The sequence below is a fragment of the Defluviimonas sp. D31 genome (genome assembly GCF_033436765.1).
In the GTDB taxonomy this organism is placed as follows: Bacteria; Pseudomonadota; Alphaproteobacteria; order Rhodobacterales; family Rhodobacteraceae; genus Albidovulum.
In genome coordinates this window covers 196,020-222,131 of record NZ_JAWQFN010000001.1, presented here as the reverse complement: position 1 = coordinate 222,131, position 26,112 = coordinate 196,020, and the positions used below count along the sequence as shown (strand labels likewise).

Here is a 26,112-nt window from a genome sequence, read left to right as displayed (position 1 = left end):
CGCATATCGCGGCGAGAGGCGGCTGTCCGTCAGCGCGTCGCGGTGACCGCGACTCCTGTTTCGGCCAAAGCTCCGCCCGCGAAGCTGGTCATGTGCCGTCGGATCCGCGGTCTGGCGCACATCCAGCCGGCGCTTCCGGCCAACAACAGAGCCCCGCGATCCCCATCCCGGCGACGGTGGTGTAGAGCCGCGGCGATCTCTGCGGGCGCTGCTCCGGGCCCGCGCCCCGGTCAAGCCGCGTCCTCTCCCGGCAGCAGCGCCGCCGCCGCCGGTCCGCGCTTCGGCAAGCCGCAGTCAGCCCTGAGCCGCGCCCGGCCGCGGGCGAGCCGCGACATTACCGTGCCGATTGGCAGCGCCTCGGCCGCAGCGATCTCGGCGTAGCTTTCCCCAGCCGTCGCGTGGCGCAGGATCAGCCGGAGCTCCGCTTGCGGCAGGCGCGACAGGGCCGCCGCGACCTCGCGCAGGGCGAGCCGGCGCGGCGCCTCGGGAGGTGCGGAGGGCTCGGGCGCCTCGGTCAGCGCCACGGGCGGCGGCCGCATGCGCCGCGCGAGATTGCGGGCCGCGGTCATCAGGTAGGGTTTCAACTCCTCGATCCCGTCGCCCGAGGCCATCCGGCTCCAGACCCGGAGCAGTGCTTCCTGGGCGAGATCCTCCGCCCCGGCCGGATCGCGGACCAGGCGGCGCGTAAGACGGCGAAGTTCCGGGATGAGCGCCTCAAGCGCCGGGGCAGGCCCGCGCTCCGGGTGTCGGGAGTGTGACATGACGATCTCCTTTCCCCATCGAGATTGGCGTCGCCCGCGACCTCTGCAAGCCGGGGGATTCCGCCGAACCGGGCCGCGCCGCCGGTTCGGCGGATGTTCAGGCGGCTTCCCGCGCGTGCGGACGATCCGGATGGGCGGTCCTCCGCGCGTTTCCGATTGCAGGCGCCCGCAGCGGGAATAAACGCGCCGCTCCGGCGTCCTGTTATACGAGGGCGGCGAAATGCCCCTCTCGCAACGGACGAGCAAGGAGATGATCCGATGAAGAAACTGGCTTTCACCCTCGCGCTGGGTCTGGCTTCCACCGGAATGGCGCTGGCGCAGGGCCTGACCGACATGGACGCCGACGGCAGTGGCATGCTGTCGCTCGAGGAACTCCAGTCTGCTTATCCGGACCTGACCGAAGAGGGGTTCGCCGGGATCGACGCGAATGCCGACGGCTCCGTCGATGAGGCAGAACTGACCGCCGCAACAGAGGCGGGCACGCTCATGTCTGGAGGCTAAGCCGTCCGGTACGGGGTCCTGGCCGATCCCTATCCCCAGCCGCTCGTGCCGGGGCCCCGTTTGCCGCCGATCCCGTCTCAGACACCGCGCGCCAATGCCGCCACTCCGGTCCGCGCCACGTCGACCAGCCCGAGCGGGCGCATCAGTTCGGCGAAGGCGTCGATCTTCTCCGGCGTTCCGGTGATCTCGAAGACGAAGCTCTCAAGTGTCGAATCGACGACATTCGCGCGGAAGATGTCAGCGAGGCGCAGCGCCTCGACCCGCTTCTCGCCCGAGCCCGAGACCTTGAAGAGCGCCAGCTCGCGCTCCACGCTCGGCCCCTCCACGGTCAGGTCATGGACATCGTGGACTGGCACGAGCCGGCCGAGCTGCGCCTTGATCTGATCGATCACGGGCGCCGTCCCTGTGGTCACGACGGTGATCCGGCTGCGGTGACCCTCGTGGTCGACCTCGGCCACGGTGAGGCTCTCGATGTTGTAGCCGCGGCCCGAAAAGAGCCCGATCACCCGCGCCAGAACGCCGGCCTCGTTGTCCACGAGCACCGCGAGCGTGTGGGTCTCCAGCACCTCGGCGAAGGGATCGCGCAGGTCGTAGGCGGAATGGCTCGACGAGCCTTTCTTGATCTTCAGTGCGGACATGCTGCCCTCTGCTTCTTCATTGTCCAAATACCCTGGGGGTCCGGGGGCAAGGCCCCCGGCCTCCCGTCACACCAGAACGGCGCCGCCGGCCTGGATCGCGCCTTCGGTCGAGGCGTCGCCCAGGAGCATCTCGTTGTGCGGCTTGCCCGACGGGATCATCGGGAAGCAGTTCTCGTGCTTCTCGACAAGGCAGTCGAAGAGAACCGGCCCATCGTACTCGATCATCGCCATGATCGCGTCGTCGAGATCCTTGGGATCCTTGCACTGGATGCCCTTCCAGCCGAAAGCCTCGGCGAGCTTGACGAAGTCGGGCAGGCTCTCCGACCACGAATGCGAATAGCGCTCGCCGTGCAGAAGCTGCTGCCACTGGCGCACCATGCCAAGCCGCTCGTTGTTCAGGATGAACTGCTTCACCGGGGTGCGGAACTGGGTCGCGGTGCCCATCTCCTGCATGTTCATCAGCCACGAGGCCTCGCCGGCGACGTTGATCACCAGCGCATCCGGATGCGCGATCTGCACCCCGATCGAGGCCGGGAAGCCGTAGCCCATCGTGCCAAGACCGCCGGAGGTCATCCAGCGGTTCGGCGCCTCGAAGCCGAGGTATTGCGCCGCCCACATCTGGTGCTGGCCGACCTCGGTCGTGATGTAGCGGTCACGCCCCTTGGTCAGCGCCTCGAGCCGCTCGAGCGCGTATTGCGGTTTTATGACCTTGTCGGAGTTCTTGTAGGTCAGGCATCGCTTCAGCTTCCACTGCTCGATCTGCCCCCACCACTTCGCGAGGCCCTCCTTGTTGACCTTGCGCCCGCGCGATTTCCAGACCTTGAGCAGGTCCTCCAGCACATGGCCGACATCGCCGGTGATCGCCAGATCGACATGGATCACCTTGTTGATCGAGGAGGGGTCGATATCGACATGCGCTTTCTTCGACTTGGGCGAGAAGTCCGCGATGCGCCCGGTGATCCGGTCGTCGAACCGGGCGCCGAGGTTGATCATCAGGTCGCAGTCATGCATCGCGAGGTTAGCCTCGTAGAGCCCGTGCATCCCGAGCATCCCGATCCAGCCCTTGCCGGAGGCCGGGTAGGCGCCAAGTCCCATCAGCGTCGAGGTGACCGGGAAGCCGGTGGCATCGGCAAGCTCGCGCAGGAGCTGGCTCGCGCCGGGGCCGGAGTTGACCACGCCGCCGCCGGTATAGAATATCGGCCGCTCGGCGGTCTCGATCAGCTCGACGAGTTCGGTGATCTTCGCCAGATCCCCTTTCACCTTGGGCTGGTAGTGGCTGGCCACGGCCTCGCGCGGCCCGCGATAGGTGCCGGTCGCGAACTGGACGTCCTTCGGGATGTCGATCAGCACCGGGCCGGGCCGGCCCCTGGTGGCGACATGGAAGGCCTGGTGGATCGTGTCGGCGAGCTTGTCGGTATCCTTCACCAGCCAGTTGTGCTTGGTGCAGGGACGGGTGATGCCGACCGTGTCGGCCTCCTGGAAGCCGTCGGTGCCTATCATGAAGGTGGGCACCTGGCCCGTGAGCACGACGAGCGGGATCGAGTCCAGAAGCGCGTCCGTCATCCCGGTGACCGCGTTCGTGGCACCGGGGCCCGAGGTCACCAGAACAACGCCCGGCTTGCCGGTCGAGCGGGCATAGCCCTCGGCCATGTGGACCGCGCCCTGTTCGTGGCGCACAAGGATGTGGCGAATGTCGTTCTGCTGGAAGATCTCGTCATAGATCGGTAGCACCGCGCCACCGGGATAGCCGAAGACCACATCGACGCCCTGGTCCTTGAGCGCCTGAACCACCATCTTCGCACCGGTCATCTGCCGAGCCATCGTCCGCATCTCCATCATCATCATCAACGTCGTCCGCGCGTCCCCCGGGCGCGGAACCGGTTCCCACTTCCGCTGGGGACGCGTCGGCAACAAAAAGCCCCCGAGTGTCTTCGGGGGCGCATGGGAACCGTTATGGTCAACCGTTACCGGCCCATGCACCCTGTCCTGATAAGTACGAGGATCGACATCATGTCCCCCGAGGCCCCATGCTGCTGCGCGGCGGACATTAGGCAGGCTTCATCGGGCCGTCAACCGGCAAAATTGGCAATAAAGTGTCGCAACGTGACATTGTTTGCTTATTTTATTTCGCGTAAAGCCCTTCGAGGCGAAAGAAACGCGAATCCTTCGGGCTAGCCCAGGCCGAGGAACCCGACATATCCCGCATATCCCGCCAGAAGCGCCCCGCCGCCGAGCCGCCCAACCCGTCCCGGGAGCGCGGCGAAGCCGAGCATCGCCAGCGCCGCGGCGAGCGCAAGCGCCATGTCGAGCCCGGCGAACCGCGCCGCGACCGGGATCGGCGTGACCACGGCCGTCACGCCGAGAATGCCGAGGATGTTGAAGACGTTCGAGCCGAGAATATTGCCGACCGCGATCTCTGGATGGCGCCGGATCGCGGCGATGATCGCGGTCGCGAGCTCGGGCAGCGAGGTGCCGATCGCGACGATGGTGAGGCCGATCACCGCCTCGCTGACGCCGAAGGTTCGCGCGATCTCGGTCGAGCTGTCGACGAGGAACCGCGCGCCGATCATCAGTACGATCAACCCGCCAAGCGCGAAGGCGAGGCTCTTCCACAGCGGCCGCACGATGATCCCGTCCGCGGGTGCGGAGGTTCCCGCGGCCCCGTTCAGGCACGCCCACAGGTAGCCGGCCAGTGCCGCCACCAGAACGAGTCCCTCCCAGCGCGCGACCGTGTCCCCGGCCAGCATCAGCCACAGCACCAGCGTCGCCCCGATCATCACCGCGAAGTCGCGCCGCATCTCCGAAAGCCGCATCGGCACCGCGGTGATCATCGCCGAGAGGCCGAGGATCAGGAGGACGTTGGCGATGTTCGAGCCGATGACATTGCCGAGCGCCAGCGACGGCGCACCCGAGAGCGCAGCCTGAAGCGAGACCAGGAGCTCGGGCGTCGAGGTGCCGAAGCCGACGATCGTGAGGCCGATGACCAGGGGCGGGATGTGCAGCCGTTGCGCGACGCCGACAGCCCCACGGACCAGGAACTCGCCGCCAACGAAAAGGCCAACGAGACCTGCAACGAACATCAGATAGGTCAAGATCTTCCCCCGTTCCGGTTCCGCTCTAGATCGGATCGACCGGGGAAATTGCAAGGGGGCGGCTCCGATCCCGGCGAGCGCGTCGCACCGGTTGCGCGCCGTTTCCGGTGGCCGGCGGCCAGCCCGCCGCCGGCGCCCGCCCGGCCCTGAGGATCAGCCGGGCACCGCCACATGCGATCGCGCGAAGTTCGGTCCCGGAGAAGGACGCTGTGCGGGGCAACTTGCGCGGCAAGCTCAAATGGCCCAAGGAGCGGCTTTCCGATGGGCGTGATCTTCAATCCGGAGCCGTGGGCGCGATTTCGGTTGCCAATGCGTTGGTGGTGACGAACCGGACCGTTCTTCCCGGCATTGCACATGATCGCTGGTCGAACCTGAAGGCGTTCTCCGCCTGCGTGGCCAGGCGTCCTCCGCGGGACGCGGCGATGCGGGCGGAAGCTCTGTCCTGACCCTGCTCCGTGCCCGCGCCTCGGGGGGCTCAGGCGCGGGCCTACGACAGTGGACAACAAAGGCGGCCCCACTCAGTATCGGCCGCGACCAGCAGCGGAAAGGACGGCGGCGATGATTGTGGAGACCCTGCGCTACGCGGCGATCATGCTTCTGGCCGGGATCGGGATCCCGGTCCTCGCGGCGCTCAACGCGCAACTCGGCACCCGTATCGGCTCGCCCGCGGCGGCAGCGACGGTGCTCTTCGCCGTGGCCTTTGCCGGCACCCTGGTCGTGCTGGCGGCGACCTCCGGCGTGGCGGCGCTGGCGGTGGCTCCGGCCCAGCCGAAGCATCTCTTCCTCGCCGGGCTCCTCGTGGCCTTCTACGTCCTGTCGATCACCTGGGTCGCCCCGCGCTTCGGGCTCGGCAACGCGATCACCTGCGTGCTTCTCGGCCAGCTTGCGGCGGCCGCGGTCATCGACCAGTTCGGACTGATGGGGGCAATCGTGCGCGAGGTGACACCGATGCGGGCGGCGGGCCTGTGCCTCATGGCGGCGGGTGTCTTCCTGACCCAGCGCGGGTGAGGCCGCTTGTGGGGAAAGGGGGCTTTCTGCCCCCACTTGGCCTCGCGGCCAATTCACCTCCGAGGATACTTGGAAAAAGGTGACATGGCAGGTTTCCACCTGGTCTGAACAGTTCCGCCAGAACCCTGGCCGCGGAACGCGGCCCCCGTCCGAGGGGGGCTCGATGCCCCCCGAGGCGGGGCCGGTCAGAACCCCTTGCCGGTGCCCTGAAGCACGCCATGCTCCATCGCGTAGCGGGTGAGGCCCGCGGTCGTCGCTATGCCGAGCTTGCGCTTGATGTTCTTGCGATGGGTCTCGACCGTGCGGACCGAGATCTCGAGTTCGGCCGCGACATCGCGGTTCGACTTGCCCTGTGCCAGTTCGAGAAGGATCGTCTGCTCGCGGTGGGTGAGCGGCTCGCGCCCGTCGGCGGTGCCAGGCTCCAGGCTCGCGCTGGCGCCGGTGCAGAGGTAACGCGTCCCCGCCATCAGCCGGTCGATCGCGGTCTTGATCTCCTCGACCGGCACGTCCTTCAGGAGATAGCCCATCGCTCCGTGGCGGAGCGCGGTGGAGATGTATTCGGGGCTGTCGTGCATCGACAGGATCAGGATCCGCGTGTCCGGATCGCGTTCGAGGAGGATCTCGGTTGCCGAGAGGCCGTTCACCTGCGGCATGTTGAGGTCGAGAAGGATCACGTCCGGCGCGAGCTCCGCGGCGCGGTCGATCACCTCCTGTCCGTTGCCGAGCGTGCCGACGACCACGATATCCTCGTAGGTCTCGAGGATCGCGCGGATGCCCTCGGCCACCATCGGGTGGTCGTCGACGATGAGAACGCGGATCGCTTCGGTCATGCGCTGTCCTTCCGTTTGGCCGCCTGCCCGGCAGGCGGCAGCATGTGAGAGAGCGGCACCTGGGCCTCGATCACGGTGCCGCCGCGCGAGGACAGGATGCGCAGCGTGCCGTCGAGCTGCTCCATCCGCTCGGCCATGTTGCGCAGGCCGAGCCCTCCGGCCTCGTCCTCGCGCACGGAGGCCATGCCGCGCCCGTTGTCCTCGATCCGCATCATCGCGCCGCGCTTGTGGCCGCGCACGACGAGCTTCACCTTCGTCGCGCCGGCATGTTTCTCGACATTGGTCAGCGCCTCCTGGGCGATCCGGTAGAGCGCGATCTTCGCGTCCTGGTCGAGGCGGTTGCGGAACACCACCGTCTCGAACTCGGTCGCGATCCCGGTGCGCTTGCCGAACTCTTCCATGAGTACCTGCAGCGCCGGGCCGAGGCCCAGATCGTCGAGCACGCCGGGGCGCAGGTCGCGGCTGATCCGCCGGACCTCGGCGATCGCGCCGCTGAGGTGCTCGATCCCAGTCGAGAGGCTCTCGGCGGCGCGGGCGTCGCCGAGGCTGAGCCGCCGCCGCGCGAGTTCCAGCGCGTAGCGCACGCCGACAAGGAGCTGGGAGATCGAATCGTGCAGCTCGCGCGCGACCCGGCCGCGTTCCTCCTCCTGAGTGTCGACGATGCGCTGGGTGAGCCGCTTGAGTTTCACGTCGGCCAGCCGGCGCTCGCGCACCGTGATCGCGGTGCCCGAGGCGAAGACGAAGAGCACCGCGCCGAGCGCGATGGCTGCGATCCAGCCGAACGTGCGGGATATCCGCGCCTCGGTCTCGGCCCGTGCGGCGGCGACCGATTCCAGGACGTCATCGAGAAAGACCCCGGTGCCGATCGCCCAGCGCCAGTCCTGCAGCCCGACGACATAGGAAACCATCTGCGCCTCCTCGCCGGTCGAGGGCTTGGGCCAGACATAGTCGTGATAGCCGCCGCCCTGGCGGGCAATGCGGATCAGCTCGTCGACGACCGGCTTGCCCTCGGCGTCGCCGAGCCCGGCCCAGTTGCGGTTGATGAGCCAGGTCTGGCGGGGTGCCACGAGGTTGGTGCCGTCGTAGTCGTAGACGAAGAAATAGCCGTCCTGGCCGTAGAGCATCGCTGCGAGGATCTGCGCGACCTCGGTCTTGGCGGCCTCGTCGTCGGGCAGAGCGTTGCCGTAGATGACGCCGAAGGCGGTGCGGGCGATGCTGATGTAGTTCCTGAGTTCTTCCTTCTTGGCGGCGATGAGCTGGTTTTCCAGAACCGCGATCTCGCGTTCGGCGAGCGCGCGGGACTGGTTGGCGACGAGGAACGCGATGGCGGTGGCCGCGACCACAAGGGGCAGGGTGGCCAGAAGGTAGACCTTCTGGCCGTAGTTGAGGCTCAACGCCCGCCGTATCGCGGTCCATCCGCCGCGCATCAGTTCTCGCCCCTTCGGTGTCTCGTCCGAATCTGGCGGCAGGATGGGCCGCGTAGGGTCGGGGCGTCAATTCACTGTGCCAAAGGCCGCCGACGGACCGTTGAAACTTTCTGTCACAATGTGTCTGTTTCTACGCAGTAATCGGTATTCCCATAACGAAAAGCGCGATCTAGTCTCCCCTCAGTTTCAATGATCCGCCCGGTTCCAGGGCGGACGCCAGACAGAGAGGATTGACCCCGCATGGATCGTCGTTCGTTCCTGACAAAGGCCGCTGTCGGAGGTACTGCCGCCGCTGCCGCAACCACCCTTGCCGCGCCGCTTTACGCGCAGGGCAACCGCACGCTGACGCTGGTCACGACCTGGCCGCGCGGCTTCGCGGGCGTGCATGACGCGGCCCAGCGCTGCGCCGACACCATCACAGCGATGACCGACGGCCAGCTCACCGTCGACCTCAAGGCCGCGGGCGAGCTCGTCGGTGCCTTCGAGGTCTTCGACGCGGTGACCTCGGGCCAGGCCGACATGTACCATGGCGCAGACTACTACTTCGTGGGCCAGCATCCGGGCTATGCCTATTTCACGGGCGTGCCGATGGGGATGGTCTCGCAGGAACTGGCGAACTGGTACTACCACGGCGGCGGCCAGGAACTGCATGACGAACTCGGCCAGATCTTCGGCCTGAAGTCGTTCCTCGCCGGCAACACCGGCGCCCAGTGCGGCGGTTGGTTCAGGCAGGAGATCAAGGGGCCGGAGGACTTCAACGGGCTCAAGTTCCGCATGCCGGGCCTCGGCGGCGAGGCGCTCGGCAAGCTCGGCGCGAGCGTCCAGAACCTGCCGGGCGGCGAGATCTACCAGGCGCTCGCCTCGGGCGCGCTCGACGGCACCGAGTGGATCGGGCCCTGGGCCGACGAGAAGGCGGGCTTCCAGGAAATCACCAAGTTCTACTACACCGCGGGCTTCCACGAGCCGACCGCCGGGCTTTCGCTCGCGATGAACCGAGAGGTCTTCGACAGCCTCACGCCGGGCCAGCAGAAGATCTACGAGATCGCCTGCGGCGAGGCGCATCAGTGGAACCTGGCGCAGTTCCTCGCCAACAACTCGGCCGCGCTCGCGCGTCTCCAGGCGGCCGGGGTGAAGGCGCTGACCTTCCCGGATTCGGTCTGGGACGCCTTCGGCAAGGCCTCGAACGAGGTTCTGACCGATCCGACCCGGATGAGCGACGAGCTCTACAAGAAGATCTACGACAGCTACATGGCCTCGATGCGGGCGTCCTCGGCATGGGACAAGCTGTCGGACGGCGCCTATACCGCGCAGCGTGACCGCGTGCTCGGCTGACGCCGGCCCGGTTCACCGCCTGAAAACGTCTCCCGGCCGCGCGGCCGGGGGATTCGCCCCGTGAAGGCGCGAGAACGCGCGCGGGGGGTCCATCGAGGGGGGAGGGGATGGTCGACGCCATCATTTGGGTCTTCGCCAGCATCCTGGGCGCGTTTCGGGATGTCGCCTACGCGGTCAGCCACCCTCAGGAATGGCTGGCCTGGCTGCCCTACATCAACCAGCAGATGCCGACGCCGGAGGTGAAGGAATCGCTGATGCGCTTCATCTATTACGGCGCGTCCAGAGAGTTCTTCTTCGTCCTTCTCACGCTATTCCTGATCCTGACCGCGGTCGGGCTCTGGCGGCGGCCGGTGATGTGGGCGTATGTCCGCGGGCTAGAGTTCTTCGCCAACGGTATTGGCCGGATCACCGCCTGGGTCGGGCTGGTCATGGTGGTCCAGCAGATCGTGATCGTCTTTCTCCAGCGCATCTTCCGGGTCGCCTCGATCGAGTTCGGCGCCTTCGGTATCGGCTTCGAGAGGGACCTGTCCTGGTGGTCCGAGGAGCTGAAGCTCTACAACGCGATGATCGTGGCGCTCTGCGTCACCTATACCTTCGTGCAGGGCGGCCATGTCCGGGTCGACCTGATCTATTCCGGGGTGTCGTACCGAACCAAGAAGGCGATCGACATGTTCGGCTCGCTGTTCTTCATGATCCCGGTCGCGTCGCTCACCTGGCTCTTCGCCTGGTTCTTCTTCTGGCGGGTCATGGTCGTGCCAAACACCTCGGCGTCGGACAGTCTCGACAAGCTCCTCCTGAAGGCGCGCGCGGTACGCTGGAACATCGAGACGATCGGCTTCAGCCCAAACGGGTTCGACGCCTACTTCCTCTTCAAGATCCTGATCCTCAGTTTCGTTGCGCTGACTTTCCTGCACGCCATGGCCTTCTTCTGGCGGTCGCTGCTTGAATTCATCGAAGGACCGGAGGCGGAAGGCCGCCATCTCGACAGGGACACGCTCGGGCAGGGCGAAGAAGCCTATGAAGGCACGCATTAAGGGGCAGGTGACTATCCATGTTTCTCGGATTTGACGGCGTCGAGATCGGCCTGATCATCGTCTTTCTCTGCCTGTTCGCGGGGATCCTCTCGGGCTTTCCGGTGGCCTTCGCGCTCGGCGGGTCGGGGGTCATCGCCTTCGGCATCCTCGCGGCGCTCGACAGTTCGGGCCTTCTCGTCCACGAATTCGTCGACCGCGGTTCGGACGGCTACCGGGCGCTGCTGGCGCAGGGCGTGGCCGAGATCGAGATATCGAAATTCTCCCATCCCGACCTGCCAAGACTGACGGAGCCCCTCTTCGTCGGAGGCTGGGAACTGGCGATGGACCGCAACATCGCCTTCATCGTCAACCGCATGAACGAACGCGTCTTCGCCGGACAGTCGATCGAGACGCTGCTCGCGGTCCTCATGTTCGTGATGATGGGCATCACGCTCGAACGCTCGAAGATCGCCAACGAGCTCCTGACCACGATGGCACGGGTCTTCGGCCCCCTGCCGGGCGGGCTTGCCGTCTCGGTGGTCGTCGTCGGCGCATTCCTCGCCGCATCGACCGGGATCGTCGGCGCGACCGTGGTCACGATGGGGCTCCTGTCGCTTCCGACGATGCTTCGCAACAAGTATTCCCCCGAACTGGCGACCGGCGTCATCGCCGCCTCGGGCACACTGGGCCAGATCATCCCGCCCTCGATCGTCATCGTGCTTCTCGGCACGCTCGCGGGAGATCTCTACGCCGCCGGGCAGGAGATCCGCGCCCGCGCGGTCGGCTGTTCGGATGCGCTGACCTATCTCGGCGAGGCGGCGGTGCTGTCGGTCGGCACGCTCTTTCAGGCGGCACTTCTGCCCGGGATCCTGCTCGCCGTGCTCTACGGGCTCTATGCCTTCGGCTACGCACTCCTCAATCCCGAGAAGGCGCCGCCGGTGTCGCTCGAACCGGTCGGCGGGGAGATCGTCACCCGCTCCGACGCGCTGCGCTGGTTCGTCCTGGCGCCAACCGCGCTGATCGGCGGCGCACTTCTCGCCGCGCAGATCGGGCTCGTCGGCAACCAGAGCCTGATCGTGGACTCCTTTACCGATGCCGGTCAGGCGGCGTCGCTGCGCACCAACGTCTCCGAACAGTGCAAGGCGGGCATGATCGCACTGCACGGCCAGGAGAAATGGGACGCCGCCATCGCCCAGCAATCCGAGATCGACGCCGCGGGCGGCGTCGCGGGAAGCCACCGCCGCTCTGCCGAGGAACTCGAGACGGCGCTCGCCGCGAAGATCGAGGGCGCGGCGCCGATCGGCACCGGGGTGGCGACGCTCTTCGTGCTTCTCGGGCTGGTTCTGGCCATCGCCCGCGGCGTCTCTCCCACGGCCGATCCGCGGCCGCTCCTCATCGGGGCGGGCGGGATCGCGCTCGGGCTTCTCGCCGATATCGTCCTCATCCCGGTGACGATGGGGCCGGGGCCGACCTTCCTGATCCTCGCGCTGCCGTTCGCACTGGCGATCTTCGGCTGCGCGGCCGCGGCCAGAAGCATGGCGCACAACGACCTGATCCGGGTCGTCTTCCCGCCGCTGGTGCTGATCGTCGCGGTGCTCGGCTCGATCCTCGGCGGCATCACCAACCCGACGCCGGCGGCGGCACTTGGCGCGGGCGGGGCGCTCCTGCTCGCGGCCTACCGCAAGCTCCATGACCAGCAAAAGAGCGGCGCGATCATCCTCGGCGCCGCCTTCTCGGTCATCATCATGATCCTGATCGGCGTCAACTTCGACCTGCGCATCAACCGCGCGGTCGTGCCGACGGCCGACTTCATCGCCTTCTATGCCGCCCGCGCGACCTACTTCTTCGCACTCTTCGGCATCCTCTATGCCTGCTGGGTGCTATTGCGCAGTTCGGTCCTCGGCCCGGTGGTGCGCGAGACGGCGAAGGTGACCTCGATGGTCTTCACCATCCTGATCGGCTCGCAGATACTCAACCTCGTGCTGATCTCCTTCGGCGGCGAGCACTACATCCAATCGTTCCTGCGCTCGTTCGAACAGGAATGGACCGCGTTCCTGATCGTGATGCTCGTGCTCTTCATCCTCGGGTTCGTGCTCGACTTCCTAGAGATCATCTACATCGTCGTGCCGATCGTCGGTCCGGTGATCTACGGCGGCACCTATGATCCGAGCTGGGTCACGATCATGATCACGGTGAACCTGCAGACCTCGTTCCTGACCCCGCCCTTCGGCTTCGCGCTCTTCTATCTGCGCGGGGTGGCGCCGGCGAGTGTCACGACCGGCATGATCTATCGCGGCATCATACCCTTCGTGCTGATCCAGGTCGTCGGGCTCGCCATTCTCTGGGCGTTCCCGGGCATCGTCACGATCGTGCCGGACCTCCTGCCGAACAACTGACAGGGGCGCGAACGCAGCCAGCGGTGAGGAAACGGAGCCGGTGCCGCCACCCGTGCGCCTCGGGCGAATTGATCGGGAACATTGCGCGCGCGCCACGACATGAGAAGACTTCCGGCAGGCCGGACGAGGATGGCGCCCTGAACTCGGCGCCGGTGCCGGCGGGTGGATCCTTGGCATGACCGTCGAAATTCTTGTCGTCCTCGCAATTCTCGCCGCCGCGATGCTGCTCCTCGCGACCGAGTGGCTTTCGGTCGATGTCGTCACGCTCGGCATCGTCGCGACGCTGACCATTACCGGCATCCTCAGCCCGGCCGAGGCTTTCGCGGGCTTCGGAAGCGAAGTCATCGTCATCCTCGCCTCGATCATGGTGCTTGCCGGGGCGGTCGTGAAGGCGGGGGCGATGGACCGGCTCGCGGAGGCGGTGCACGGCCTCGCGCGCGGGCGCAAGACGCCGACGCTTCTGACGCTCCTTTCCGCCTCGGCGGCCAGTTCGGCCTTTCTCAGCAACACCAACGTCACCGCGATCATGACGCCCGTCGCGCTCGGCGCCGCGAAGCGGGCCGGGCTCGGCCCGGGCCGTGTGCTCATGCCGGTGGCCTATGCGTCGATCCTCGGCGGAACCTGCACGATCATCGGCACGTCGACGAACCTCGCCGGCAGCGCCATGGCCGAGCGGCTGGGGTTGGCGCCGTTCACGCTGTTCGAGTTCTTCGGCATCGGCGCGATCATCGCCGTTGTGGGCATACTCTGGCTGGCCTTCGGCGCCAGGTGGCTTCTGCCGGCACAGGCCGCGGCGGCGGTCGAGGACCGGCCCGAGCCGCGCCGCTTCTTCACGACGCTCTGCCTGACCGAGGGCTCGCCCTCGGTCGGACGGCCCCTGCGCGATGTAAAGCTCGATGACTTCGACACGGACGTGCTGGCGATCGCGCGGGGCGGAGAGCGGCTTGGGCCCCATCATTCGCGCAAGCTCAAGGCGGGCGACGAACTGATCGTGCGGGCATCGCGGGAGGGGCTTTTGAAGCTCAAGAAATCGCCGCACTTCACCCTGGAGCCCGACGAGCACTTTTCCGAACGCTATCTCGAGAAGACAGAGTTCGCGCTGGTCGAGGCGCTGATCGCGCCGCAGTCCCGGCTCGTGGGCCGGACGTTGAAGCAGCTCGGTTTCTTCGATGCGTTCCGGGGCATCGTCCTGGCGATCTACCGCCGCAACCTGAGCCGCCCCGCCCGGATCGAGAACATGCGTCTGAGGGCCGGTGACGTTCTGCTCCTGCAGGGGCCCGAGGAGGCGCTCGGCCAGCTTCGCGGCGGCAAGGATCTCCGGGTCCTGATGGAGGTCGACCAGACCGCCATGACCCCGCGCGAAGGGCTTCTGACGCTCGGCGCCATGACCCTTGCGGTCGGTGCGGGCGCGCTCGGCCTCGTCCCGTTTTCGGTCGCGATCCTGCTCGCCGTGCTTGCGGTTGTCCTGTCGGGCGGGATCACGATGGAGCAGGCTTACCGCTCCATCGACTGGCGCCTGCTGATCCTGATCGGCGGCATGACAAGCCTCGGGGTCGCGATGGAGAAAAGCGGCGCCGCGCTCTACCTGGCCCAGCATATCGTGGGCGTCGGTCGCATCTTCGGCCCCTGGGCCGCGATGGCTGCCTTCGCCTTTTTGGCCATCGTCCTGACCCAGCCGATGTCCAACGCCGCCGCCGCGCTGACGGTGATGCCGGTGGCCGTCGCCGCCGCCCCGGGGCTGGGGGTGGATCCGCGCACGCTTGCCATCCTTGTGACGCTGTCGGCATCGCTGTCGTTCATCTCGCCGCTCGAGCCGTCCTGCCTTCTGGTCTACGATCTCGGCCGCTACAGGTTCATGGACTATGTCCGCGCGGGCACGCCGCTGACGCTTATCTCGGTGACGCTGCTGCTGCTTCTTGTACCCGTCTTCTGGCCGTGACCGATCCGGGCGGTCATCTGCGTCGATCCCGGCCATCGGGTGGCGGACCGCGCCTTCGGGCGGGCGATTGACCGCCGTCAGGGCGCGCGCCGCGCGGAAACCTAGCATCGGCAAGGGAAACACCGGCTTCAACCGGCCCGCTGGACGGGCGTGAAGGGAAGGTCCGCCTTGGCTGACGGCACGCGCATCGGCCATATCGCCGCGATCGAGGGCAGCATCGTCGACGTGCGCTACGAGGCGGCGTTGCCGGCGATCGGGACCCGGCTGGTGACGCTTTCCGATCCCGCCATGACGATCGAGGTCGCGAGCCTGCCGGACCGCGAGACCGCGCGCGGGCTGGTGCTGAACCCGAGTTCCGAGCTTCGGCTCGGACTGCCGGTCCGAGACACCGGCCAGGGCCTGAGCGTTCCGGTGGGCGAGGCGCTTCTCGGTCGCATGGTCAACCTTTTCGGCGAGGCGATTGACGGCAAGCCGCCGCCCGGGGACATGCCGCGCCGGCCGATCCGGGGGCGGCCGGTGCCGCTCGCCCGGCGGCGCGCCGAGGGCGAGATCTTCGAGACCGGTATCAAGGCCATCGACCTCCTCAGCCCCCTGGAGCGTGGCGGCAAGGCCGGACTGTTCGGCGGCGCGGGGGTCGGCAAGACCGTGCTCGTGACCGAGATGATCCATAATATGGTCGCCGAATACCATGGGGTCAGCCTGTTCTGCGGCATCGGGGAGCGTTGCCGCGAGGCTGAGGAACTCTACCGAGAGATGCAGGACGCTGGCGTTCTCGACCGCACCGTGATGGTCTTCGGGCAGATGAACGAGACGCCGGGCGTCCGGTTTCGCGTCGGGCACGCGGCGCTCACCATCGCCGAGTATTTCCGCGATGACCTGCGGCGTGACGTGCTGGTTCTCATCGACAACATCTATCGCTTCGTGCAGGCGGGGGCCGAGGTGTCGGGCCTGCTCGGCCGTATTCCGTCGCGCGTGGGCTACCAGCCGACGCTGGGGACGGAACTGGCGGAACTGGAGGAGCGGATCTGTTCGACGGACCGGGGGGGCATGACCTCGATCCAAGCGGTCTATGTGCCCGCCGACGATTTCACCGATCCGGCGGCGACCCACACCTTTGCTCATCTTTCCGCCTCGGTCGTGCTGTCGCGCAAGAAGGCGTCGGAGGGGCTCTACCCGGCGATCGACCCTTTGAAGTCCTTCTCGAAGATGCTGACGCCGGGCGCGGTCAGCGCGCGGCACTACCGGATCGCGCGCGCCGTCCGCAACACGCTCGCCGAATACGAGGACCTCAAGGACATCATTGCCATGCTCGGGCTGGAAGAACTGTCGGAGAAGGATCGCGCAACCGTCCGGCGGGCGCGGCAGATCGAGCGGTTCCTCACCCAGCCCTTCTTCTCGACCGAAAGGATGACCGGCATGAAGGGAAGGTTCGTGCCCCTCGAAGACACGCTCGGGTCCTGTGAGCGGATCCTCGGGGACGCCTTCCGGGACCGGCCGGAGAGCGCGTTCTACATGATCGGCACGGTGGACGAACTGGCCGGAAGGAAAGCGGAGGGCGATGCGGCTTAGGATCATCCTGCCCGACCGGCTCCGCCTCGATACGGAGGTGCGCCGGATCGTCGCCGAGGCTCCCGACGGCGCCTTCGGGATGCTGCCCAATCACATCGACTTCGTCTCCCAGCTCGTTCCCGGCATCCTCGTCTACGACGATGCCGAGGGCCGCGAGCACTATGCCGGCATCCATGCCGGAACTCTCGTCAAGGTCGGTGCCGAGGTGCTGGTCTCCACCTCGGATGCCGTGCTCGGCGACGATCTGGAAACCGTGCGCCGCCGCGCGGGCGAGGTTTTCCGCAAGGCCGAGGAAAGCGAGCGCGCCGCACGCTCCGCCCTTGCCCGGCTCGAGGCGGAGATGGTCCGGCGCTTCCTCGAACTGGAGCAGAGGCCATGACCGGCAACGACAGCCGCCGCGAGGCGGACGAGATCGCGCGCAAGGCCCGGCTGAAGCAGGAGGCGCAGGATCGGCCGCAGCGCAGCGCATGGTACGGGCTCGGGCTTTTCGGGCTCGTCGGCTGGGCGGTGGCTGTGCCGACGATCGCGGGCGTCGCGCTTGGTCTGTGGATCGACGCGCGGACGACGTCCGGGCCGTCCTGGACGCTCGTTCTTCTTCTGGCGGGCGCGGCGCTCGGTTGCCTCAACGCCTGGTACTGGATCCAGCGCGAGGGGCGCGACGAATGAAGTGGAGGGGATACGGATGACGGCGACACTTGCCCTTGCCGCGGTCGCGGGCGCGGCGCTCGGCGCGCTCTATTTCGCGCTGTTGTGGCGCGCGACGCGAAGGCTCGTCGCGACGGGCGGAGGCCGCGACTTCGCGCTTGCGGCCCTCGCCCGGATGGGTTTGGTCCTTGGCGGGGTCGTGCTCTTCTTCTCGCTTGGCGGCGCGCCATCCGGGCTTGCCGCCGCAGCCCTCGGCTTTCTCGCGGCGCGTGAAGCCCTCGCGCGCAGGATATCGCCGGGCAGACCGGAGGGGTACGAATGCAGATAAGTCCCGACCAATGGACACTGGCGGAATGGCGGGGCGTTGCGCTCAACGCGACGATCGCCTTCACCTGGCTCGTAATGCTCATCCTCGCCTTCGGCTCCTGGCTCATAACCTCGCGGCTGTCGACGGGCGAGACGGTGTCGCGCTGGCAGGTGATGCTGGAGGTTATCGTCACCGGCATCCGCGACCAGATCGCCGAGATCGGCGCGGAGGAGGGCGACCGCTACCTGCCGTTCATCGGCACACTCTTCCTGTTCATTGCTACCTCGAACCTCCTGTCGGTCGTTCCGGGCTACCAGCCGCCTACCGGATCCCTGTCCACGACGGCGGCGCTCGCGGTCGCCGTCCTGATCGCGGTGCCCGCCTTCTCCATCGCGCGGCGGGGGATCGGCGGCTACCTGCGGACCTATATCCGCCCCACACCCCTGATGCTGCCGTTCAACCTAGTGGCCGAGGTCTCGCGCAGCGTGGCGCTCGCGGTCCGGCTCTACGGCAACGTGATGAGCGGCACGGTCATCGTCGGCATCATCATCAGCGTGGCACCCTTCTTCTTCCCTGTGATGATGCAGGTGCTTGGCCTGCTGACCGGCTTCATCCAGGCCTACATCTTCGCGGTTCTCGCGATGGTCTACATCGCCTCGGCCGCCCGGACACAGCCGCATTCCATGAATGACCCAACTCGAAAGGAACCCTGATCATGGACGCCTCAGTCTGGATCGCCATCGCCTCCATCGTCACGGCGGGGCTGACCATCACGATCGGCGCCATCGCGCCCGCGCTCGCCGAGGGGCGCGCCGCCGCGCAGGCGCTGATGGCGATCGCCCAGCAACCGGACGCCGCGAACACGATCACGCGGACGCTGTTCGTCAGTCTCGCAATGATCGAATCCACCGCCATCTACTGTTTCGTGGTCGCGATGATCCTCCTTTTCGCCAATCCGTTCGTCGATGCCGCGGCCAGGTCCGCCGGAGGATAGGGCCGTGCAGATCGACTGGCTGACCGTCGCGGCCCAACTCGTCAATTTCCTGGTCCTGATTTGGCTCTTACGGCGCTTCCTTTATGGCCCGATCACTGCCGCGATGGCGCGGCGCGAACAGAGGATCGCGGACCGTCTGGCGGATGCGCGGCACGCCCACGACGATGCGGAAGCCGAAGCCAGGGCGCTGCGCGAAAGGCAGCGCGCGCTTGAAGAGAGCCGCGAGGCTGTCCTCGCGCAGGCGCGGGCGGATGCTGACGCGCTTCGCGCCAGGCTGGAACGGGATCTGCGCGAGGAGGCCGAGCAGAAGCGCGCCGCCTGGCTCGATCACCTCCGGGCGGACCGGGCCGAGATCGTCCTGCTGATGCAAAAGCGCATGGCGGGCCATGTCCGCGAGGTCGTGCGCCGGATCCTTGCGGATTTCGCCGACACCGACCTTGCCGCGCAGATCGCGACGGAATTCGCGCTTCGGATCGAGACGCTGGAGGAAGAGGATCGCCAGCGTCTCTTGGCGGCCGCGCTGAAGGCGCGTGAGCCCGCGCTCGTCGAGAGCGGCGTCGCGCTGCCATCGGCCGCGCGTGCGCGTATCACGCGGGCGATCCACGACCACATCGCCGACCGGATCGAGGTCGAGTACCGAACCGGCGCGGACCTGCTGCTCGGCATCCGCCTGACGCTTGGGCATCAGGTGCTGGAATGGTCGGCGGGCCGGTATCTCGACCGGATTGAGACGCTGTTCGGAGAAAGCCTCGATTCCGCGGCAAGCGAGGCGGCCGATGCGGCCTGACAGCCCCAGCTTGCCTGAAAGGCTCTGCCGCAGCCTCTTCGACCGGATGGACCGGATCCTCGCGGAAACCGAGCCGTCGGTGGAGATCGCCGATGTTGCCCGCGTGCTGTCGGTCGGCAACGGCATTGCCCGGATCGCGGGCTTTCCCGATCTCTACGCCGATGAGTTGGTCACCTTCTCGGGCGGCCAGACCGGCATCGCCTCCAGTCTCGCCGCGGACCGGATCGGCGTGATCGTCCTTGGTGACACCGGGGGCATCCGGCCCGGGGACAGCGTGCGCCGCACCCGGCGCGTCGCCGATGTGCCTGTGGGCGAGGGATTGCTCGGCCGCGTTGTCGATGCGCTCGGCCGGCCGCTCGACGGCGCGGGGCCGCTTCGCACGAGCGAACGGGCGCCCGTCGAACGGCCCGCGCCGCCGATCATGCACCGCGCGCCGGTCAGCGTGCCGCTCCAGACCGGCATCAAGGCCATCGACGCCGCGATTCCGATCGGCCGCGGCCAACGCGAGCTGATCATCGGCGACCGGCAGTCCGGCAAGACCGCCATCGCCGTCGATGCGATCCTGAACCAGAGGGATAGCGGCGTGATTTCGGTCTACTGCGCCATCGGCCAGCGCGCCTCCGCCGTCGCCCGCGTGATCGACATCCTGCGCAAGGAGGGCGCGCTCGCCCGCACCATCGTCGTTGTCGCGGGCGGCGAGGACGCGGCGGGGTTGCAGTTCATCGCGCCCTATGCCGCCACAGCGATGGCCGAACACGTCATGGCCGATGGGCGCGACGTCCTGATCGTGTACGACGACCTCACCCGCCACGCCCGGGCCTACCGCGAGCTGTCGCTACTGCTCCGCCGTCCGCCGGGGCGCGAAGCCTATCCGGGCGACATTTTCTACATCCACTCCCGGCTACTGGAACGCTCCACGCGGCTGCGCGAGGAATATGGCGGCGGCTCGCTGACGGCGTTGCCGGTGATCGAGACGCAAGGCCAGAACATCTCCGCCTTCATTCCGACCAACCTCATCTCCATCACCGACGGTCAGATCTACCTTTCGCCCAAACTGTTCGAGAAGGGCCAGCTTCCCGCGATCGACATTGGCACATCGGTCAGCCGCGTCGGCGGCAAGGCACAGCTTCCCGCATTCCGGGCGGTTGCGGGCGATCTCCGGCTCTACTATGCGCAGTTCGAGGAACTGGAGACCTTCGCCCGCTTCGGAACCCAGATCGACGCCGAGACCCGGGCCCGGCTCGACCGCGGGCTCAGGGTGCGCGTAGTGCTCAAGCAGCTGGAGCACGAGCTTCTCGATGTGCCGGCCCAGATCGCGGAGCTTCTGGCCGCGACCGAGGGGCTGTTCGACGCGATCGACCCCGACCGAGTGCTCGAGGCGGGCCGCCGAGCGGCGCGGGCGGCGCGCGACGCATGTCCGGCTCTCTGCGCCGAAATCGCAAGCGGGTCCAAGCTCGACCAAAACGGGCGCGCGGCATTGATCGACGCCATGGATGCCGCCCTTGCGGGCATGCGTGTGGACACGGAGACCGGTCATGCAGTCGCTTGAGGCCCTCTCGGCGCGGCTCGAGACGACCGCCGAGATTCAGTCCATCGTCCGAACGATGAAATCGCTCTCCTCGGCGAGCATCCGGCAGTACGAACGCGCCGTGGCGGCGATGGCAGACTATGAACGCACCGTCACGCTCGGCCTGCGGATCGTCCTGCGCGACGGGGGCGTGGCGTCCCGGCCGGGCTTGGCGGGCGACGTGCCGCGCGGTTCCGGACTGATCGTCATCGGCTCCGACCGGGGCCTGTGCGGACGGTTCAACGACCGGATCGGCCAGGTCGCGCGCGACCGGCTGGACGCGGGCAGCGGGAGCGACTGCGACCACCTGTGCGTGCTCGGCCAGCGCGTCGCGGCGGGGCTGGAGGCGGCCGGCCATCCGGCCCGCAGGCTCTTTTCTCTGCCGGGCTCGGTCGGCGGGCTGAGCGCCACGGTCCATGCCGTGGCGGTCGAGATAGACCGCTGGACCTCTGCCGGCGTCGGTACGGTGTCGATCCTTTTCAACCGCCGCGTTGGCGCGGCGCTGGCCGAGCCCACATGCTGGCCGCTCTTGCCGCTGCCGCAAGCCTTTCTCGACGACCTCGCCCGCGCGCCCTGGCCGTCGCGGTGCCTGCCGATCCACCGGATGGAACGCCCCCCGCTGCTTTCATGGCTCGTCGGCCAGCGGATCTTCGTCCTGCTCTACCGCGCGCTCGCGGAATCCCTGGCAAGCGAACACGCTGCGCGCCTTGCCGCCATGCAGCGGGCCGAGCGCAATATCGCCGAGCATCGCGAGACCCTCGCGGGGGCGTTCCGGCAGAAGCGTCAGGAGGCGATCACGCGCGAACTGCTCGACATCCTCGCGGGCTTCGAAGCCGTCCGCGAGGACCACGCGGACTGACGGGCCGTGAAGGGGTGCCCTCACAGGCGGAGGGCGCAAGACCGCGGCTCGGCTTGCAGGGTGTGAAGCCGTCGATCTCATCCGGCACGCCGCCCGGTCGGCGTTTCGATCCGGTCGGCCAGAAGGATCGCCAGCGGCCGGGTCGCATCGAACCCGGCAAGGACGATGGTCAGGATCGAGGTCATCGGCACGGCGAGAATAGCTCCGGGGATTCCCCAGAGCGCGGCCCAGATCGACAGGGATACAAGGACAACGAACGGGCTGAGGTTCAGCTGGCGCCCGATCAGGCGCGGCTCGAGGAAGTTACCCACATAGACCTGCACCGCGACCAGCAGGACCGTCAGCAGGGCCGTCCGTCCGATATCGCCGTACTGCGCCATCGACAGAAGGACGGGGAAGGTTACGGCGATGTAGGAGCCGACATAAGGAACGTAGTTCAAGATTCCGATGAGCATGGCCCAGAACAGGGCGAAGTCGATTCCGAGCGCCCAGAGAATGACATAGGAGACCATGGCGAGGACGATGTTGATGAGCGTCTTGACCGTGATGTAGTCGCGGATCTGTTCGTTGATCCGCGAAACCAGCCTGCGGATGCTCTCGGTCCGGGCGTCGCCGGGAAAGGCCGCGGCGATCTTGCGGTCGAAGCCGCCGCGTTCGCCAAGAAGGAAGGCGGCGTAGACGACAGCGAGAAAGAACGCCGCTCCGAGCGAGGTGAAGCCGCCGAGCATTCCGAGCGCCAGTTTCTGAACGTCGATCTGCCCGATCGTCACGGCCTCGATCTGCTCCCAGAGCACATGGGATTCGAGATTGAAGCGATCGGCCAGCCGGTTCAGCAAGGTGTCGACATTGGCTTCGTAGAGAGGGGCGACGACCAGGATCTCGCGGACCGTGGCGCTGAAAACCACCGCGATCGCGAGGACCACCGCCGTGAACCCGGCCAGAACGGCGAAGCGCAATGCCACCAGGGGAAGCCTGCCCACGACCGGCAGTCGGCGCAGGGCCTCGGTCGCCGAGACCATCACATAGACCGAGATCACCGCCGCGACGATCGGAAGCAGGATCGCCCGTCCCACCACCAGGAGCCAACCGACCATGATGACGAGCAGGACCGCCAAAACGAGGTTCAGAAGCGGGGCGTTTTTCATCACTCGTTCTCCGGTCCGCGTTTCTGGTTCGGGCATGAACCCCGGCACATGCAGCAGATGCCGGATCCGGACCGGAAGCGAAGGGCTGCTGCCCGGCTCGGTCGCCTGCGCGCCGATTGCTCTGTGCCTTTCCCTTGCCGGGCGTTCCTGTCGAATGGCGCCAGCTTCATGCCCCGTCGGTCGCGGTTTCAGCGATCTTCGGGAACTGTTAGCATGGTTTATCAAGATCATGAAACTCGCATGCATGTCCCCGGGTTGTGTAGCGGCAGATGGGGGATCAGGGAATGGCCAGGGAAACCTGTGGATGCGCCTGCTGTGGCGGAGCGTTCGGGCAATTGTTCGCGCACAATCGATCGGTTACAAGGCTGGCCCAGACGGACCCGGCGAAGTCTCCGCTTTCGGTTCCCGGCAGTGTGAGCCGGCGGGGCATTCTGAAGGGCGGCATCGCCGCCGTCGGCGCGGCGCATCTCCTGCCCGCGGCCGCGCAGGCGCAGGACACCGCCGCCACGGTTTTCACCGGCGGGACCATCCTGACGGTCGATGCGGATTTCTCCGAAGCCGAGGCGATTGCGATCCGCGGCAACACGATCCTTGCGGTGGGCTCCGACGCTGATGCGCGCAATGCGGCCGGAGAGGATGCCCGGATCATCGATCTCGCCGGCAGGACGATGCTGCCGGGCTTTATCGACCCGCATACGCATGTCATCTCGGGTGCCATGATCGACGCCATCGCGGAATACGTCGGCATGGCGCGCTTCGGCACTGTCGCCGAGGTTCTCGACCGGATCGCCGAGAGGGCGACCGAGACCCCGGCGGGCGAGTGGCTCGTCTTTCGCAACTTCGACCCTGCCGTGCAGGAGGGACCCGATGCGCTCACCTTTGCGGAGCTCGATGCCGTCTCGACCGATCATCCGGTGTTTCTCCTGAACGCCTCGGGGCACGTCGCCTACGCCAATTCCAAGGCCTTCGAGGCGGCCGGGATCGGCGAGGACGTCGAAAACCCGCCGGGAGCCGAGTTCGTGCGCGACGCGGACGGCAACCTGACCGGTGTCATGAAGAACAACGTGGCCTTCCTCAAGGTGTTGAGCGCCTATCCCCTGCTGACCTCGACCGAGCCCGTCGAGGCGCTGATCGGGCATCTGTCGGGATGGAGCCGGTTCGGCCTTACTACAGTCAGCGAGTTGAGTCTTGGCGGCGTGACACAGTCGCCCGCCGACCTGCAAATCATGTCCGCCGCGTCGGGGTCCGGACGCCTGAACGCGCGCCTCCGCGCCTATCCGTTCTACACGATCGGCGCGGAGGCCTGGGACGCCGCGGGTGTGAAGCAGGGAGACGGCGACGCATTGGCACGCGTTGCCGGTTACAAGCTGATCGCCGACGGATCGAACCAGGGCTTCACCGGCCTGCAGCGCGAGCCCTATCTCAATTCCGACGACCGGGGGCTCGCCTACATGTCGCCTGAGGAGTTAAAGAGCGTGGCGCTCGACCGGGCCGGCAAGGGCTGGCATCTCGCGATCCACGGCAACGGCGATGCGGCGATCGACAACATCCTCGATGCCTGCGAGGCGCTGCGGGACGCGGGCATCGACATGTCGATGATCCGCGCGCGGATCGAGCACTGCTCGATCCTGCATGACGAGCAGATCGCGCGCATGAAGGAACTCGGCGTCTCGGCCAGCTTCCTCATCGGCCACGTCCACTACTGGGGCGTGGCGATGCGGGACGAGGTGTTCGGCGAGGACAAGGCGCGGCTCCTCGACCGCTGCAAGAGCTGCGAGGAGGCGGGAGTGAGGTTCACACTCCAATCCGATTTTTTCGTCACCGACCCGGATCCCTTGCACATGATCGAGATGGCCGTGACCCGGAAGACCTGGAAGGAGCCGGACTACGTTCTGGCGCCGGAGGAGCGGATCTCGGTCGAATCCGCGATCCGGGCGCTGACGTCCGAGGCGGCCTGGCAGCTTTATTCCGAACACGAGATCGGCAGCCTCGAGCCCGGCAAATTCGCCGATATGGTGATCCTCGATCAGGACCCGCGCCAGGTCGACCCGGACAGGATCAAGGACATTGAGGTGCTGGAGACCTGGATGGACGGCCGGCAGGTGTTCAAGGCCTAGTCCCGGAGTGGCGACCGCGAAGGATCGGGCGGCAGGTGACCTTTTCTGGAAAAATTGCCTCGGGCCGTTCTAGTTGCTACATCGTGCGGCAGTTCGCCGGAGTTCGAGCCCGGACAGGACGAAGCCAGCTAGAGTGCAAACCGGACCCATGATGGAAGGCCACGCAAAATCAACGATTTCCGAGGTGCGCCGCGCGGCTCGGTTGAGCGTTGCGCCGATGATGGACTGGACCGACCGGCATTGCCGGCACTTTCACCGCCAGATCAGCGCCCAGGCGCTGCTCTATACCGAGATGGTCACGGCGCCGGCGGTGATCCATGGCGACCGCGAGCGGCTCCTCGGCTTCGACGAGACCGAGCGGCCGGTGGCGTTGCAGCTGGGGGGCTCCGAGCCGGAGGAGCTGGCCGAGGCCACCCGGATCGCCGCCGATTTCGGTTATGACGAGATCAACCTCAACGTCGGATGCCCGTCGGACCGGGTGCAGTCGGGCTGTTTCGGCGCGGTGCTGATGGAGCGGCCGGGGCTCGTGGCCGACTGCGTCGCCGCGATGATCGCGGCAAGCCCGGTGGAGGTCACGGTAAAATGCCGGATCGGCGTTGACGAACAGGTGCCGGAGGAGGTGCTTCCCGCCTTTCTCGAAACCGTGTCGGCAGCCGGCGTCGGCCGCTTCGCGATCCATGCCCGCAAGGCCTGGCTGAAGGGGCTGAGCCCGAAGGAGAACCGCGACATCCCGCCGCTCGACTATCCGCTCGTCGCCGAGATGAAGCGCGCGTTCCCGCATCTTCATGTATCGGTCAACGGCGGCATCACCTCGCTGGATCAGGCAGAGGCATTCCTGGCCGAGGGGCTCGACGGGGTGATGATCGGGCGAGCGGCCTATCAAGAACCTTACGAGGTGCTCGGCGCAGCCGATGCGCGGATCTTCGGCGCGGGTCCCGGCCCCGAGCGCCGGGAGGTGGTCGAGCGGATGCGGCCCTATATCGCGCGCCATCTGGAAGGCGGAGGCCGGATGCACCAGATCACCCGGCACATGCTCGGGCTCTTTCACGGCCAGCCAGGGGCGAGGGCCTGGCGCAGGATCCTTTCGGAGCGCGCCAATGCACCCGGAGCGGGGCTCGAGGTTCTTGACGCGGCGCTGGCGCCGATGATTGATCTCGCGGCATGAAGCCGGCGCTTTCCACCGGC

The 26,112-nt window shown here is 67.1% G+C and carries 25 protein-coding genes; 18 read left to right on the top strand and 7 right to left on the bottom strand.

Annotation, left to right across the window (positions count from 1 at the left end; genetic code table 11):
* Window positions 1-230: 230 nt before the first annotated feature.
* Complete coding sequence (locus R5H32_RS01055; RefSeq protein WP_318336833.1) at window positions 231-761, bottom strand: sigma-70 family RNA polymerase sigma factor; 531 nt, start codon at window positions 759-761, stop codon at window positions 231-233.
* Window positions 762-1,019: 258 nt separating this feature from the next.
* Between R5H32_RS01055 and R5H32_RS01050 the strand changes: the two genes are divergently transcribed.
* Window positions 1,020-1,262, top strand: a complete 243-nt coding sequence (locus R5H32_RS01050; protein WP_318336832.1) for an EF-hand domain-containing protein — start codon at window positions 1,020-1,022, stop codon at window positions 1,260-1,262.
* 77 nt (window positions 1,263-1,339) lie between these two features.
* Here the strand turns inward: R5H32_RS01050 and ilvN are convergent, their stop codons facing one another.
* The 3 genes from ilvN to R5H32_RS01035 all read right to left on the bottom strand — a co-directional run bounded on the left by ilvN (window position 1,340) and on the right by R5H32_RS01035 (window position 4,992).
* A complete protein-coding gene (ilvN, locus tag R5H32_RS01045; protein WP_318336831.1) occupies window positions 1,340-1,900 on the bottom strand; it encodes an acetolactate synthase small subunit in 561 nt (186 codons plus the stop codon).
* A gap of 66 nt (window positions 1,901-1,966) precedes the next feature.
* Window positions 1,967-3,721: an acetolactate synthase 3 large subunit gene (locus R5H32_RS01040; protein WP_318337326.1), complete on the bottom strand. Its 1,755-nt coding sequence runs from the start codon at window positions 3,719-3,721 to the stop codon at window positions 1,967-1,969.
* A 350-nt stretch (window positions 3,722-4,071) separates the two neighbouring features.
* Window positions 4,072-4,992, bottom strand: coding sequence for a calcium/sodium antiporter (locus tag R5H32_RS01035; RefSeq protein WP_318336830.1), 921 nt, complete (start codon window positions 4,990-4,992; stop codon window positions 4,072-4,074).
* A 221-nt stretch (window positions 4,993-5,213) separates the two neighbouring features.
* On the opposite strand from R5H32_RS01035, the gene R5H32_RS01030 reads away from it, so the two are divergent.
* Both R5H32_RS01030 and R5H32_RS01025 read left to right on the top strand, forming a co-directional pair.
* Window positions 5,214-5,438, top strand: a complete 225-nt coding sequence (locus R5H32_RS01030) for a hypothetical protein (protein ID WP_318336829.1) — start codon at window positions 5,214-5,216, stop codon at window positions 5,436-5,438.
* Window positions 5,439-5,550: 112 nt separating this feature from the next.
* Window positions 5,551-6,000: a DMT family transporter gene (locus tag R5H32_RS01025; protein ID WP_318336828.1), complete on the top strand. Its 450-nt coding sequence runs from the start codon at window positions 5,551-5,553 to the stop codon at window positions 5,998-6,000.
* Window positions 6,001-6,185: 185 nt separating this feature from the next.
* On the opposite strand, the gene R5H32_RS01020 is transcribed toward R5H32_RS01025, so the two are convergent.
* Window positions 6,186-6,830, bottom strand: coding sequence for a response regulator transcription factor (locus R5H32_RS01020; protein ID WP_318336827.1), 645 nt, complete (start codon window positions 6,828-6,830; stop codon window positions 6,186-6,188).
* Window positions 6,827-8,257, bottom strand: a complete 1,431-nt coding sequence (locus tag R5H32_RS01015; protein WP_318336826.1) for a cache domain-containing protein — start codon at window positions 8,255-8,257, stop codon at window positions 6,827-6,829. The genes R5H32_RS01020 and R5H32_RS01015 overlap by 4 nt, the downstream gene beginning before the upstream one ends.
* 240 nt (window positions 8,258-8,497) lie before the next feature.
* On the opposite strand from R5H32_RS01015, the gene R5H32_RS01010 reads away from it, so the two are divergent.
* The 13 genes from R5H32_RS01010 (at window position 8,498) to R5H32_RS00950 (ending at window position 21,665) form a co-directional block, all read left to right on the top strand.
* Window positions 8,498-9,589, top strand: coding sequence for a TRAP transporter substrate-binding protein (locus tag R5H32_RS01010; RefSeq protein WP_318336825.1), 1,092 nt, complete (start codon window positions 8,498-8,500; stop codon window positions 9,587-9,589).
* A 107-nt stretch (window positions 9,590-9,696) separates the two neighbouring features.
* Window positions 9,697-10,623 (top strand): C4-dicarboxylate ABC transporter permease, encoded by a 927-nt coding sequence (locus R5H32_RS01005; RefSeq protein WP_318336824.1) that lies wholly within the window; start codon window positions 9,697-9,699, stop codon window positions 10,621-10,623.
* Between the two features lie 17 nt (window positions 10,624-10,640).
* Window positions 10,641-12,998, top strand: a complete 2,358-nt coding sequence (locus R5H32_RS01000) for a TRAP transporter large permease (protein ID WP_318336823.1) — start codon at window positions 10,641-10,643, stop codon at window positions 12,996-12,998.
* 175 nt (window positions 12,999-13,173) lie between these two features.
* Window positions 13,174-14,937, top strand: coding sequence for an SLC13 family permease (locus R5H32_RS00995; protein WP_318336822.1), 1,764 nt, complete (start codon window positions 13,174-13,176; stop codon window positions 14,935-14,937).
* A 168-nt stretch (window positions 14,938-15,105) separates the two neighbouring features.
* The gene (atpD, locus tag R5H32_RS00990) at window positions 15,106-16,506 is read left to right on the top strand and encodes a F0F1 ATP synthase subunit beta (protein WP_318336821.1); all 1,401 of its coding nucleotides are present in this window, start codon (window positions 15,106-15,108) and stop codon (window positions 16,504-16,506) included.
* Entirely contained in the window at window positions 16,496-16,885 is a 390-nt protein-coding gene (locus R5H32_RS00985) for a F0F1 ATP synthase subunit epsilon (protein WP_318336820.1), read from the top strand. The genes atpD and R5H32_RS00985 overlap by 11 nt, the downstream gene beginning before the upstream one ends.
* Window positions 16,882-17,172: an AtpZ/AtpI family protein gene (locus tag R5H32_RS00980; RefSeq protein WP_318336819.1), complete on the top strand. Its 291-nt coding sequence runs from the start codon at window positions 16,882-16,884 to the stop codon at window positions 17,170-17,172. Before R5H32_RS00985 ends, R5H32_RS00980 begins: the two co-directional genes overlap by 4 nt.
* Window positions 17,173-17,188: 16 nt before the next feature.
* Window positions 17,189-17,479, top strand: coding sequence for an ATP synthase subunit I (locus R5H32_RS00975; protein ID WP_318336818.1), 291 nt, complete (start codon window positions 17,189-17,191; stop codon window positions 17,477-17,479).
* Window positions 17,470-18,171 carry a F0F1 ATP synthase subunit A gene (locus R5H32_RS00970; protein WP_318336817.1) on the top strand — a complete coding sequence of 234 codons (702 nt, stop codon included), beginning with the start codon at window positions 17,470-17,472 and terminating at the stop codon, window positions 18,169-18,171. Before R5H32_RS00975 ends, R5H32_RS00970 begins: the two co-directional genes overlap by 10 nt.
* Window positions 18,172-18,173: 2 nt before the next feature.
* Window positions 18,174-18,452, top strand: a complete 279-nt coding sequence (locus tag R5H32_RS00965) for a F0F1 ATP synthase subunit C (protein WP_318336816.1) — start codon at window positions 18,174-18,176, stop codon at window positions 18,450-18,452.
* Between the two features lie 4 nt (window positions 18,453-18,456).
* Window positions 18,457-19,239, top strand: a complete 783-nt coding sequence (locus R5H32_RS00960) for a hypothetical protein (RefSeq protein WP_318336815.1) — start codon at window positions 18,457-18,459, stop codon at window positions 19,237-19,239.
* Entirely contained in the window at window positions 19,229-20,788 is a 1,560-nt protein-coding gene (locus R5H32_RS00955; protein WP_318336814.1) for an alternate F1F0 ATPase, F1 subunit alpha, read from the top strand. Before R5H32_RS00960 ends, R5H32_RS00955 begins: the two co-directional genes overlap by 11 nt.
* Window positions 20,775-21,665 (top strand): F0F1 ATP synthase subunit gamma, encoded by an 891-nt coding sequence (locus R5H32_RS00950; protein ID WP_318336813.1) that lies wholly within the window; start codon window positions 20,775-20,777, stop codon window positions 21,663-21,665. The genes R5H32_RS00955 and R5H32_RS00950 overlap by 14 nt, the downstream gene beginning before the upstream one ends.
* Window positions 21,666-21,742: 77 nt before the next feature.
* On the opposite strand, the gene R5H32_RS00945 is transcribed toward R5H32_RS00950, so the two are convergent.
* A complete protein-coding gene (locus R5H32_RS00945) occupies window positions 21,743-22,810 on the bottom strand; it encodes an AI-2E family transporter (protein WP_318336812.1) in 1,068 nt (355 codons plus the stop codon).
* 413 nt (window positions 22,811-23,223) lie between these two features.
* Between R5H32_RS00945 and R5H32_RS00940 the strand changes: the two genes are divergently transcribed.
* Together R5H32_RS00940 and dusA are read left to right on the top strand one after the other, a co-directional pair.
* The gene (locus R5H32_RS00940) at window positions 23,224-24,927 is read left to right on the top strand and encodes an amidohydrolase (protein WP_318336811.1); all 1,704 of its coding nucleotides are present in this window, start codon (window positions 23,224-23,226) and stop codon (window positions 24,925-24,927) included.
* Window positions 24,928-25,078: 151 nt separating this feature from the next.
* Window positions 25,079-26,092: a tRNA dihydrouridine(20/20a) synthase DusA gene (gene dusA, locus R5H32_RS00935; RefSeq protein ID WP_318336810.1), complete on the top strand. Its 1,014-nt coding sequence runs from the start codon at window positions 25,079-25,081 to the stop codon at window positions 26,090-26,092.
* Window positions 26,093-26,112: the final 20 nt, after the last annotated feature.